The sequence below is a fragment of the Glutamicibacter sp. AOP5-A2-18 genome, assembly GCF_052446055.1.
Lineage (GTDB): Bacteria > Actinomycetota > Actinomycetes > Actinomycetales > Micrococcaceae > Glutamicibacter.
The window spans coordinates 2606957-2618814 of record NZ_JBQSVW010000001.1 but is presented as its reverse complement, the minus strand read 5'-3'; the positions used below and the strand labels follow the sequence as shown (position 1 = coordinate 2618814).

Here is an 11858-nt window from a genome sequence, read left to right as displayed (position 1 = left end):
TTCAGGGGATTTTTTGCTTGGTCATCGCCGGTGCTCAGCGGATAACTTGTGCAGCAGTTAGTGGCTCTGGATGCTCATTAGAGAATAGAGCCGCGCGTAGTTCTTTGGCTTTGATCGCTCGTTCTTCAACCGAGACCCGGTGGCGAAGCTGCTGGTACAACTGATCATCGTGATACCGCGGGAACACATGCTGGTGGTAATGCCAGACGTGCTGGTTTCCTGCCGGTTCATTATGTTGCCTGGTACTGGTTCCTGCGGGATCCCACGCTAATTTCATGGCCAAGGCCACGCGTTTGGTTTCCTTCATGATCGCCGCACCGGTGGCGTCGTCTAGGTCGTAGAGTGCTTCCAAATGTTTGGTGGGAATGATCATGGCATGCCCGCCGTAATTACCAAACCCATCACAAGCCATGATGGCGGCCACCAGATCAGTCTGATAAATCAGATCTGTGGGTGCGCACAAGTTGTCTTGGCTGAACGGTAAGTCAAGCACCAATTCGCAAAATGGGCATTGGTAGCCGTCCGGTTGATGGGAATGGTGGAGCACTAGTCCTCCAGTTCGGCAGCCAGCTCGTCAAAGACCCATGCGAACATGTCCAGCGTGAATTCACTGAAAGTGCCTTCTTCACTGGTCCAGGTACCTTTGGCGTTATTGCGGCGATAGACAATTGGATCCGGAACATCAAGCTGTGAAGCCTTAAACGCCCAGACAAACTTCTCTTCTTCGTCTTCCAAGAACAGCAGGTGACCGTCTTCGATTTCCAGCTCTTCTGGGTCGAAGAAGTAGTGGTAGGCCTCCATGAAGTCTTCATTGTTGCCTAGGGCCCGGTAGAACTCTTCGAGCACAAAAGGAATCGAAACCTTGGACTGCGCTAGGGCTTCGCTCAGCTCTTCGCTGTTCAACCCGTCGGCTTCATTCCACTGGTCTTCCAAATATTTTGGAACCAAGGAACAGAACTTCTCTAGAAACATGTCAGCCATGTCTTTATCCTATCGAGATTAGCCAAGCTCTAGTGCGCTCAACGCGATCCAAAGCTGGACTCGGTCACTTGTCACATTCGGGTCATAGCCCGAGAGCTCTGAGATCTGCTGCATGCGATAGCGCACCGTGTTGCGATGCAACCCTAAAGCTTCGGCAACGGCGCCGACAGATCCATCCCGATTCAGGTATTCACGCAAGGTCAACAGCAAGTCTGACTCATGGGTGGAATCAAAGTCCTGCAGTGGGCCCAAAGCCTCGGTAGCCAAGTCTTGCAATGGGACATCGCGGGCAGCGAGCAGCAGCGAGGTCAAAGAAAGTTTGGTTGGCACGTTGACACGTTCGCCGTGACGAAGGGATTCAAGCGCCTCAAAGTAGCTCCAACGAATACCCGTGGTATTTGAATAGCGTCCACCGTAGCCAACGCGGGCGGGAATACCGGCAGCCACCAGATACTCATCTAGATGCTTGATTGATAGCTGCACCTTGGAGTGGGCAACAATGACCGCAAGCCGTCCTTCCATCATTGCGGAGACCTGGGAAGAAAGATCAGCTGGTAATGGCAGTGTTTGGAGTCGTTCGGCTTGAGATGAAGCCTGCACCAAGATCACTGCGTGTTCACGCTGTGGGTTTAGTCCCAGGGCGCCAAGCCGTCCGGCTGCGTCCGAGCCAACCAGCGTGCCGGCGGCAAGGTCAGCGAGTACTTGACCGTTGGCCTGGCGCTGGGAGGCGCGAAGGCGTGACTTGTTGGCCATTTCTAGGCCAATCAGTGACTGTGCGTAGTCCACGACCGGGTCATGTACGTAGGGTTCGGCCAGATGAAGAATGCACTTATCGCGAAGTCCGGTAGCCACCGGAAGTTCATGCCAGATACGTTCTGGGTCGTAGTCGCCACTGATGACCTCGCCGTGCAGGCTGAGTGCCACATCGGTGCGGATCATCCGTACGAGCTCATCAAGCATGCTGTCCAGATCGGAGGAGAGCAGCGAGCGAGCCAGTTTCTGGTGCGACTTGAGCAGGTTCTCAACGCGCTTGAGGTGATCAGCATTCAACGCCTCGGCGATGAGCCGGGTGATTGAGGCAAAAGGTACCTGATAGGGAACTTCAAAGACCGGCAATCCTACTTCGCGGGCGGCGGTGATGGTTGCCTCGGGAACCGAGGAATGTTCAAGACCGGTGCCGAAACCCAGCGCCACTGCATCATTGGCGGCCAGAACACGAACGAATTCTCGTTGGGCGGCTTTTGTCTTTTGACGCACACCCGTGGTCAACACGATCTCTCGACCGGTAAGGAAGCGTGAGGGGTCAAGTAGCTCCGTGATGGCTCCCCAGGTGATAACCACGTCGTCGCGATGGGTGTGGTCGGTCATCGGCTTCAGGTTGAGCTCGTCATGCTCAAGGAGTCCGCGTAAACTAATTGCCATGTGGCTATTCTAGTTGGGAGACGGAAAGTTCCCATTTCAGCAAAATGCTCAAATAATGGACACACGCACCCGAAAATTGACCAGAATGTGAACTTTTTGCAGTAGCTTGGATTCATGAGCTCTCCATCTTCTACACAGGGCGCTCCACTCGCATCCGAAAAGCGTGAGACCTTCAGTTCTCGAAAGTTGTTCATCCTTTCTGCGATTGGTTCAGCCGTTGGTCTGGGAAACATTTGGCGTTTCCCTTATGTTGCCTACGAAAACGGCGGCGGTGCATTCCTGATCCCTTACCTGGTCGCAATTCTCTGCGCCGGTATCCCTTTGCTATTCCTCGACTACTCCATCGGCCACCGCTACCGCGGTTCGGCTCCACTGGCTTATCGCCGGGCCAACCGTAAAACCGAAATGCTCGGCTGGTGGCAGGTACTGATCTGCTTCGTAATCGCCATTTACTACGCAGCCATCATCGCGTGGGCTGCCATGTACTGCTGGTTCTCCATCACCAAGGCCTGGGACAAGAACCCTAAGGGAGCCGAAGGCTTCTTTATGAATGACTTCCTCAAGGTCTCCGATACCGTGGGCGTTTCCTTCGACGTGGTCGGCCGCATCTTCGTGCCGATGTTGATCGTTTGGCTGGTCACCATGGTGATTATGATTGCCGGCGTTAACAAGGGTATTTCCCGAGCCAACGCGGTCTTCATGCCATTGCTGATCGTCATGTTCGTGATCCTCGTGGTTCAGTCGGTCTTCCTGCCAGGCGCCATTGACGGCCTGAACGCCTTCTTCACCCCGGACTTCGCGGCCTTGCAGAACCCGGCCGTCTGGGCTGCGGCCTTCGGCCACATCTTCTTCTCGCTGTCCGTGGCCTTCGGCATCATGGTCACCTACTCCTCGTACATGAAGCGCAAGAGTGACTTGACCGGTTCCGGTTATGTTGTTGCTTTTGCTAACTCGGGCTTCGAGCTGCTCGCCGGTATCGGCGTCTTCGCTGCCCTAGGCTTCATGGCGCACAACGCTGGATCCAGCGTTGATGACGTGGCCACCAGTGGCATCGGCTTGGCATTTATTGCCTTCCCAACCATCGTCTCCCAGGCACCTCTGGGTGGACTCATTGGTGTGCTGTTCTTTGGTTCGCTGGTCTTCGCGGGCTTGACCTCGCTGATCTCGATTCTTGAGGTCATCGTTGCGGCCTTCCAAGACAAGCTGGGTTGGAAGCGTACCCCGGCAACCTTGGTAGTTGTTCTTCCAGTTGCCGTGATCTCACTGGTGCTGTTCCCAACAACCACCGGTTTGTACCTACTGGACACCATGGACGCCTTCGTGAACCAGTTCGGCATCCTCGCTTGTGCATTGGTCTTGGTGATTGTCTTTGGCGCAGGTCTTGGCATGTTGCCTAAGTTGGCCAAGCACATGAACCGTCACAGCTCCATCAAGCTGGGCACCGGTTGGAAGGTCCTGGTTGGCGGCATCGGTCCGGCAGCGCTGGGCTACATGCTGATCAACGAAGTACAGTCCAAGATCAACGAGCCGTACTCGGGTTACCCAGCATGGTTCAACGGCATCTTCGGTTGGGGCATGGCTGGCGCGTTGATTGTTGGCGCTGTACTCATGTCGCTGATCCCATGGGGCAAAAACTCAAAGATCGATGATCCAGAGTTTGAACAGCATCAGAAGAATGTTGAAGCTGAAGAACTTCCTGACGCAGTCGGAAAGGAATACTAGTCATGAGCGGCATCGCAATTGTATTCATGATCATTTCCATGCTGACCATCTGGGGTGGCCTGGCCATCTCACTGATCAACCTCTCACGCAATCCTGAAAAGGATGATGACCACGTGATTGAAACCGCTGAACCTGCAGGTAATAGCAACCTGTAATTTCCGCAGAAATTAGCTGTAGCCTCCTTGTTCCAAGTCCGACTTGGAACGGGGAGGCTTTGCTGTGCAGATGCACTACAAAACCAAAAGTCATTTGTGCCAACTTTGCTAGTCGCAAAGGGCCTTGAAGAATAGTCTGTTGGTTAGAACACGTCGAGCGACATGCTCGTAAAACTTTAGTGAAAGGACAAGCAGGTGGACGTTACCTACCGTATTGAACAGAAGCGCAAGATCAACGGGCCATTCCCCGGCCCAAAGTCGGAAGAACTCGCCGCACGCCGCGCCAAGGCAGTTGCTGCCGGCGTTGCTTCCACCCTGCCTGTTTACGCAGCTGACGTTGACGGCGGCATCATTGTTGATGTTGACGGCAACCAGCTGATCGACCTGGGCTCGGGCATCGCGGTAACCACCGTTGGCGCATCCAACCCAGCAGTGGCTAAGGCCGTTGCCGAGCAGGCGCAGCGCTTCACCCACACCTGCTTCATGGTTGCTCCTTACGAGAACTACATTGCCTTGGCTGAGAAGCTTGCTGCCATCACCCCAGGTAACTTCGAGAAGCGCGCAGTGTTCTTCAACTCTGGTGCTGAAGCCGTGGAGAACGCCATCAAGGTTGCTCGTGTAGCTACCGGTCGTCAGGCAGTTGTAGCCTTCGACCACGCTTACCACGGCCGCACCAACTTGACCATGGGTCTGACCGCTAAGGCTGCCCCATACAAGCGCGGATTCGGTCCACTGGCATCAGAGATCTACCGCATGCCAATGAGCTACCCATTCCGTGAAGAGAATCCAAACATCTCGGGCAAGGAAGCTGCAGATCGCGCGATCTTGGCCATGGAGAAGCAGATCGGTGGCGACCAGATCGCTGCGATCATCATCGAGCCAATCCAGGGTGAAGGTGGCTTCATCGTTCCTGCAACCGGCTTCTTGCCACGCGTTGCTGAATGGGCCAAGGAAAACGGCATTGTCTTCATTGCTGATGAAGTTCAGGCCGGCTTCGCACGCTCCGGCGCTTGGTTCGCTTCGGACATCGAAGAGATCGAACCAGATATCGTCACCGTGGCTAAGGGCATCGCCGGCGGTATGCCACTGTCGGGCATCGTTGGCCGCGCCGAACTGCTTGACTCGGTTCACGGTGGCGGCTTGGGTGGCACCTACGGTGGTAACCCAGTAGCTGTTGCTGCAGCACTTGAGAGCATCAAGTTCATGGAAGAGCAGGACCTGCCAGGTCGCGCACGTGAGATCGAAGAGAAGTTCTTCGCTCGCTTCACCGCTTTGCAGTCCGCATTCCCAGCTATCGGTGAAGTCCGTGGCCGTGGCGCAATGATTGCTATTGAGTTCGTCAAGGCTGGTGGCAAAGAGCCAGACGCTGATCTGACCAAGGCTATCGCTGCCGAGTGCCTGGCTCAGGGTGTTGTCATCCTGACTTGCGGTACCTACGGCAACGTCATTCGTCTGCTGCCTCCATTGGTTATCGGGGATGAGCTGCTCAACGATGCATTCGACGTTCTTGAGACTGCTATCCGCAAGCTTGCTGCCTAAGGCTTAGCCCGGAAGTAAATAACTAAAGCTTCGGCCGTTCTAGTTTGAAACTAGAACGGCCGAAGCTTTTTTCTTTGTGCGCTAAATGCGTTGGCAGCTAGCTGATCTCTACTGGTTCAGGAAGGTTCCTGGCCTTAGGTGCGCGAAGCATATCGACCAAAACGAAGATGACCGCAATCCATACCAAGACAAATCCCATCCAGCGTTCAAACGGCATATGTTCGTGGAACACCAGTACACCAAGGATGAACTGCAGTAGGGGAGCGATGAACTGCAGCGAGCCCACCGTGCTCAGCGGAAGGCGTCGAGCAGCCCCACCAAAGAGCAAGAGTGGAACAGCAGTGATGATGCCGCTGGAAGCCAGTAAGAGTACGCCACCGAGGTTGCTGTCTAGCAAGGTGGAATCGGTGGTCTGCGAGAGCCAAATGACGTAGATGATGGCCAGCGGGGTCAGCCACACAGTTTCGACCGTCAGTGCGCCCAATGCGGTGCCCTTGGAGCCGACCTTGTTCTTTACTAGGCCGTAGAAGCCAAAGGAGAACGCAAGGCCCAGAGAAATCCATGGCACGCGGCCCAAGCCCACGGTGAGCACAATAACGGCTACGGTAGCCAGCGCCACAGCTGCCCACTGCAAGGGGCGAAGCTTTTCCTTAAGCACCAGCACGCCGAGCAGGATGGCAACAATGGGGTTGATGAAGTAGCCCAGCGACGCCTCAAGTACGTGTCCGGTCAACACTGCCAAGGCGTAGAGAACCCAGTTGCCCGCGATCAAGACGCTGGCCAGGGCCAACTGCATCATGGTCTTTGTATCTTTGAACATCGCAATAAACTGACGAATCTGCGAGGTAATAGCGAGCAGGATCAAGCAGAAGATCAAAGAGAAGAGAACTCGCACGGCTACGAACTCCACAGCTGAGATCTCTGGGAGCAGTAAGAAGTATGCGGGGAGCAATCCCCAGATGAGATAGGCAGAGGTGCCTTGAATCAGACCATAGCTGTGTTCAGAGCGGACCGGTTTGGTGGTGCTTGATGACATGCAGAATGTACGCTTTCGAACTATTGTGAAGCAGAAAAAGGCGGAGCTACGGGGCAAAAATTGCACCCTGCAACTCACAAAGTGCAACGCCTATAGCTAGACAATATTCCCCGCAGAGCGAAATACGTTAGGCAGAATTCGGTACTCTACATCACAACTGCGTTTCAAATGCTTAATACCGGAACGAAGCTGCAGGCATAAACGTTGACTAGACTAAGAAATACCAACTTGGTTTGAGTCATTTACAAGGAGTGCGTCACGGTGCATGGTCATAACAACGGACTGAAAACAGCTCTGTTGCTCGGCGGAATGTTTGCCCTGCTACTGGCTATCGGTTCGCTCATTTCGGCCGGAACTGGCCGGTCAATGTTCATTTGGGTCTTCGCCCTGATCGGTTTGGGCACCACCGCGTATGGCTACTGGAACAGTGACAAGCTCGCCTTGCGTTCCATGCACGCCTACCCGGTGAGTGAAGCTGAGAATCCGATGATGTACCGCATTGTGCGCGAGCTATCGATGAACGCTCAGCAGCCAATGCCGCGACTGTATGTCTCACCAACTACTTCGCCCAATGCCTTCGCCACCGGCCGCAACCCACAAAATGCTGCGGTGTGTTGCACCGAGGGAATCTTGCAGCTACTCAATGAGCGAGAGCTGCGCGGCGTGCTTGGCCACGAACTGATGCACGTATATAACCGTGACATTCTCACTTCATCGGTGGCTGCGGCTATTGCCGGTGTAATCACCTCGGTGGCACAGTTCCTGATGTTCTTTGGTGGCGGTGGAAGCAATGAAAACCGCAACGTCAACCCGATCGCACTGATCGCGTTGTCGCTCTTGGCACCACTGGCCGCATCAATTATTCAGATGGCTGTGAGCCGGACCCGTGAGTATGACGCTGACGAAGATGGAGCCAAACTAACCAACGACCCATTGGCTCTGGCCAGCGCGTTGCGAAAGTTGGAGTCCGGAATTTCTCAGGCTCCACTGGCAACGGGGGACCAGAAGCTGGTCAACAGCTCACACCTGATGATCGCTAACCCTTTCGGTTCGCGCCTGAAGCAGATGTTCTCCACGCACCCACCAATGGATCAGCGTATTGCTCGCCTCGAAGCCATGGCCGGCGGCCAGCAGTACTAAAAATCCTTAGCGGCGTTTGCGCGTAGACAAAAAAGTGAGCGGCGGCTTCCCACATTGACTGTGGGATGCCGCCGCTCACTTCTAGTTCAAAGAGAACCTAAAGATGCCTACCGGAAGTTGATGAACTGCAGGTCAGCTTCTTCGAAGTCACGCAGCAGGGCCATGGTGGCCTGCAGATCATCGCGGGACTTGGAAGAGACGCGAAGCTCGTCACCCTGAATGGTGGACTTGACTCCCTTAGGAGCCTCATCGCGGATCAACTTGTTGATCTTCTTGGCGACATCTTGTGCGATGCCTTCCTTGATGCTGGACTCAATGCGGTATTCCTTGCCGGATGCAAATGGCTCACCGGATTCCAAGGACTTCAATGAGATGCCACGCTTGACCAGCTTTGACTGGAAAACATCCAGTACAGCGTTGACGCGCTCTTCAGAGTTAGCCTTCATCAAGATCTTCTCGCCACTGAAGTCAACCTCAGCGCCTACACCCTTGAAGTCGTAGCGCTGGGCGATTTCCTTCTGAGCCTGGTTCATCGCGTTAGCGACTTCCTGGCTATCAACCTTGCTGACGACGTCGAATGTGGAATCACTAGCCATGTGAATACTCCTAGCTGTAACGGGTCTGATTCGTTTCATAGCCTACCGGTTTTGCGCCCTAAATTCGGGCTGTGATCAGGCTTACAGAGAAAAGAGCCCCCTCGATTTCACATCATCGAAAATCTCCTGTAGAGTTATTTCTCGTTCCGACAAGAACAAACGTTCTTGAACGAACCATCTGGGCAGATTACCCGAGCGGCCAAAGGGGGCTGACTGTAAATCAGCTGGCAACGCCTTCACTGGTTCGAATCCAGTATCTGCCACAAAAACTCCCGGATCTTTGATCCGGGAGTTTTTTGCATCCGGGCAAACTTTGTTGCACTGTGATCCGGATCTATTCCCGGTGTCAATGAAGATCACCTTTCTACGTATTTCACCTAATGTTCGGTTACCGTATAGGCATGGCTACTAGAAATGTGAGCGAAGATGACTTCGCACAGGTGATTGAAGACAACGATATCGTCCTTGTGGATTTCTGGGCAGACTGGTGCGGACCGTGCAAGCAGTTTGCACCTGTTTATGATCAGACCTCAAACAAGTTCACTGATGTTGTTTTCGCCAAGGTAGACACCGAAGCAGAACAGGGCCTGGCCCGTGCAGCTAACGTAACTTCGATTCCTACCATCATGGCTTTCCGTGAGCAGGTACTCGTCTTCTCGCAGGCAGGTGCGTTGAACCAGCCACAGCTTGAAGACTTGGTCACCGCCGTCAAGGGCATCGACATGAGTGAAGTTCACAAGCAGATCGCTGAAGAAGCAGCTCAGACTGACTCCTAGGACTGCGTTTTGAGTTTCGGGCCCTACCTCTGCCGGTGATCCAGCGGAGCGTAGCGTGGCCCGAAGCTTTGTTTTCGCTCGCCAGAGAGCATCAACAGTCGCACCACTCGTTGCCGATGTGGTGCGTAGGGTGCCAAGAGCGCCAGCATTTGTGGATCAGTGATCCGCTTTCCGGTCAGTACTTGACCAACAAAATGGGCCAAATGGAAGTCTCCCACTGAGATGTGGTCTGAAGACCCATGCGACCGCTGAAGAGTTTCAGCGATAGTCCACGGCCCGATTCCAGGCACCGAGGCTAACGCCGCCTCCAATGTTCCAGGCGCTTTTGCCGCCGGCTTGGCATGGTTCAGTGGCTTATCCGCCCACCAATTGATGGCACCGGCTACCTGAACGAATTTTCTTATCGTTGTGGCGCGCTGCCCTTCAACCCGAGCCTGCTGCCAATCCCACCGTTGCATCTGTGCCAGATCCAGCGGTGAAGGAAAAATCTTCAACCCTTGAGGGGCCGGACCGGGCGCGGGCTGCCCAAATCGATGAATGAGCCAACGCCACGCATGGTTCGCTTCAATGCCAGTAACGCGTTGCTCAAGAATGGCACCTACTGCATGCTCAAAGATCCTGCCGGTTTTGGGTAGTACTACATCAGGATGTTCTGCCCGGTTCCGGGCAATAATCTCCGGATAGATTCCCTCTTGCAGACCTTGATCAAATTCGTTCCAATCATCCTGCGCGCCTAAAAGATTGGGCGCAGAGTCCAATGCCCAAGATGCGCCGGGACCCCATGCTTGGAAGTCGGCAGCACCTTGAAGGGTGGGTTTTGAAATATGCAGGGTTGCTGGGCCTAGGGGAGTAGCAAAAGCCAGCCAGGCTTCACTTGCCGAAAGCCGAATCGTCGGGTCACCGAGGCCTCGGCGCAGGATACCCAGAGACTTCGTCAAAGACACCGGTCCGCTAGGAGTGAAGCTCGCGCTCCAAGATTTCTGCATATTTCGCATTTTATCGTCTGGATCTTTGAGCTTGGGGCTTCAGTGGCCTTTAGCACTGACGCAAACATCACGTCCACTGCATGACGTTTCACTACGATCGGCAAGGACAAGTGTGACAAGCGCCGGTAAAGTTCTTGACATGAAGTATGCTTCCACTGTTCTTGATCTGATTGGCAACACTCCGCTGGTAAAGCTCAACAGCGTTACCGACGGAATCAAAGCCACCGTATTGGTCAAACTTGAATACCTAAATCCCGGCGGATCCATTAAGGACCGCATTGCGTTGAAGATGGTTGAACGTGCTGAACAGTGTGGCCAGCTTAAGCCCGGCGGCACCATCGTGGAACCTACCAGTGGAAACACCGGTGTAGGTCTGGCCATGGTTGGCCAGCTCAAGGGATACAAAACCATCTTCGTCACGCCAGATAAGGTTGGCGAGGAAAAGCGCGACGTACTTCGTGCCTATGGTGCCGAAGTAGTGGTCACGCCTACCGCTGTAGCCCCTGATTCTCCAGAGTCCTATTACGGTGTCTCGGACCGACTGGTGACCGAAATTGAGGGCGCCTACAAGCCCGACCAGTTCTCCAACCCGGGCGCACCTGATAGCCACTTTGAAACTACCGGACCAGAAATCTGGAACGATACCGACGGCAAAGTGACCCACGCGGTCATTAGCGCAGGTACCGGCGGAACCATTACCGGCACCGGACGCTACCTCAAGCAGATCTCGGCGCAGCGTGCTTCAGGCCCAGTGAAAATTATCGCGGCTGACCCAGATGGCTCGGTCTACTCCGGTGGCACCGGACGCCCATACTTTGTTGAAGGTGTTGGCGAAGATATGTGGCCGGGCAACTACGATGCTTCGGTCCCCGACGCTATTGAAGCGGTCACTGATGCTGAGTCATTTGAGATGACCCGTCGTCTAGCTAAAGAAGAAGGACTGCTCTTGGGCGGTTCCTCAGGCATGGCAGTTGTTGCGGCGCTACGTACCGCGCGTGAACTCAGCGAAGACGACGTTGTAGTAGTTATCGCCCCAGATGGCGGACGCGGCTACCTTGCCAAGATCTTCAACGACAGCTGGATGCTGCAGCAGGGCTTCACCACTGATGAATACTCCGCTCTGGACTTCATCGGCTCCGCCCTGTCAAAGCAAGGCACGGAAATAATCGACGAGAACGCAACGTTGTTACAGGCGGCTAGGGCCTTACGCGAACAAGGTGCCGACGCGTTGGTCGTTGCCAGCACTTCGCTGCCAGCCCGCATTGGTGAAGTACATGGCGTCATTGGCGCCAGCACCATTACCGAAGCGTTGCTCGGTGGAGCAGAACCAACAAGCACCATCAAGGACTTGGGAGATTTGCCCAAGCCACTGATCGGCGTAGCTGACACCCTAGAACACGCCCAAGAACTACTTAAACAGCATCCAGCGGTGCTGCTGACCAAGGGTGGCGACGTTATTGCAGGCGCCACGTCAGCAGATCTGTTGGCTTACTCAACTCGCTAAT

12 protein-coding genes and 1 tRNA gene are annotated in these 11858 nt (G+C 54.6%); 7 read left to right on the top strand and 6 right to left on the bottom strand.

Annotated features, from left to right (window positions below; all coding sequences use genetic code 11):
• Positions 1 to 34: 34 nt before the first annotated feature.
• The 3 genes from ACT3RW_RS12595 to ACT3RW_RS12585 are packed head-to-tail and all read right to left on the bottom strand — an operon-like array spanning position 35 to position 2403.
• Positions 35 to 547 carry an HIT family protein gene (locus tag ACT3RW_RS12595; protein ID WP_444613966.1) on the bottom strand — a complete coding sequence of 171 codons (513 nt, stop codon included), beginning with the start codon at positions 545 to 547 and terminating at the stop codon, positions 35 to 37.
• Entirely contained in the window at positions 547 to 981 is a 435-nt protein-coding gene (locus ACT3RW_RS12590; RefSeq protein ID WP_131088842.1) for a hypothetical protein, read from the bottom strand. Before ACT3RW_RS12590 ends, ACT3RW_RS12595 begins: the two co-directional genes overlap by 1 nt.
• A gap of 18 nt (positions 982 to 999) precedes the next feature.
• Complete coding sequence (locus ACT3RW_RS12585; RefSeq protein WP_262199573.1) at positions 1000 to 2403, bottom strand: PucR family transcriptional regulator; 1404 nt, start codon at positions 2401 to 2403, stop codon at positions 1000 to 1002.
• A gap of 114 nt (positions 2404 to 2517) precedes the next feature.
• Between ACT3RW_RS12585 and ACT3RW_RS12580 the strand changes: the two genes are divergently transcribed.
• From ACT3RW_RS12580 to gabT, 3 genes are all read left to right on the top strand, one after another.
• Positions 2518 to 4125 carry a sodium-dependent transporter gene (locus ACT3RW_RS12580; protein ID WP_131088840.1) on the top strand — a complete coding sequence of 536 codons (1608 nt, stop codon included), beginning with the start codon at positions 2518 to 2520 and terminating at the stop codon, positions 4123 to 4125.
• 2 nt (positions 4126 to 4127) lie between these two features.
• A complete protein-coding gene (locus tag ACT3RW_RS12575) occupies positions 4128 to 4280 on the top strand; it encodes a methionine/alanine import family NSS transporter small subunit (RefSeq protein WP_131088839.1) in 153 nt (50 codons plus the stop codon).
• A gap of 195 nt (positions 4281 to 4475) precedes the next feature.
• Positions 4476 to 5819: a 4-aminobutyrate--2-oxoglutarate transaminase gene (gabT, locus tag ACT3RW_RS12570; RefSeq protein ID WP_444613965.1), complete on the top strand. Its 1344-nt coding sequence runs from the start codon at positions 4476 to 4478 to the stop codon at positions 5817 to 5819.
• A 97-nt stretch (positions 5820 to 5916) separates the two neighbouring features.
• On the opposite strand, the gene rarD is transcribed toward gabT, so the two are convergent.
• Positions 5917 to 6855, bottom strand: coding sequence for an EamA family transporter RarD (rarD, locus tag ACT3RW_RS12565; RefSeq protein WP_444613964.1), 939 nt, complete (start codon positions 6853 to 6855; stop codon positions 5917 to 5919).
• A gap of 261 nt (positions 6856 to 7116) precedes the next feature.
• On the opposite strand from rarD, the gene htpX reads away from it, so the two are divergent.
• Positions 7117 to 7995 carry a zinc metalloprotease HtpX gene (gene htpX, locus ACT3RW_RS12560; protein WP_131088836.1) on the top strand — a complete coding sequence of 293 codons (879 nt, stop codon included), beginning with the start codon at positions 7117 to 7119 and terminating at the stop codon, positions 7993 to 7995.
• Between the two features lie 107 nt (positions 7996 to 8102).
• Here the strand turns inward: htpX and ACT3RW_RS12555 are convergent, their stop codons facing one another.
• The gene (locus ACT3RW_RS12555) at positions 8103 to 8591 is read right to left on the bottom strand and encodes a YajQ family cyclic di-GMP-binding protein (protein WP_131088835.1); all 489 of its coding nucleotides are present in this window, start codon (positions 8589 to 8591) and stop codon (positions 8103 to 8105) included.
• 181 nt (positions 8592 to 8772) lie between these two features.
• Here ACT3RW_RS12555 and ACT3RW_RS12550 point away from each other — a divergent pair.
• Both ACT3RW_RS12550 and trxA read left to right on the top strand, forming a co-directional pair.
• A tRNA-Tyr gene (locus tag ACT3RW_RS12550) sits at positions 8773 to 8854 on the top strand.
• A 138-nt stretch (positions 8855 to 8992) separates the two neighbouring features.
• The gene (trxA, locus tag ACT3RW_RS12545; protein WP_444613963.1) at positions 8993 to 9367 is read left to right on the top strand and encodes a thioredoxin; all 375 of its coding nucleotides are present in this window, start codon (positions 8993 to 8995) and stop codon (positions 9365 to 9367) included.
• Positions 9368 to 9390: 23 nt separating this feature from the next.
• On the opposite strand, the gene ACT3RW_RS12540 is transcribed toward trxA, so the two are convergent.
• Complete coding sequence (locus ACT3RW_RS12540; RefSeq protein ID WP_444613962.1) at positions 9391 to 10362, bottom strand: DNA-3-methyladenine glycosylase family protein; 972 nt, start codon at positions 10360 to 10362, stop codon at positions 9391 to 9393.
• 130 nt (positions 10363 to 10492) lie between these two features.
• Between ACT3RW_RS12540 and ACT3RW_RS12535 the strand changes: the two genes are divergently transcribed.
• Positions 10493 to 11857: a cystathionine beta-synthase gene (locus ACT3RW_RS12535; RefSeq protein WP_444613961.1), complete on the top strand. Its 1365-nt coding sequence runs from the start codon at positions 10493 to 10495 to the stop codon at positions 11855 to 11857.
• The last annotated feature ends 1 nt before the right edge of the window (position 11858 follow it).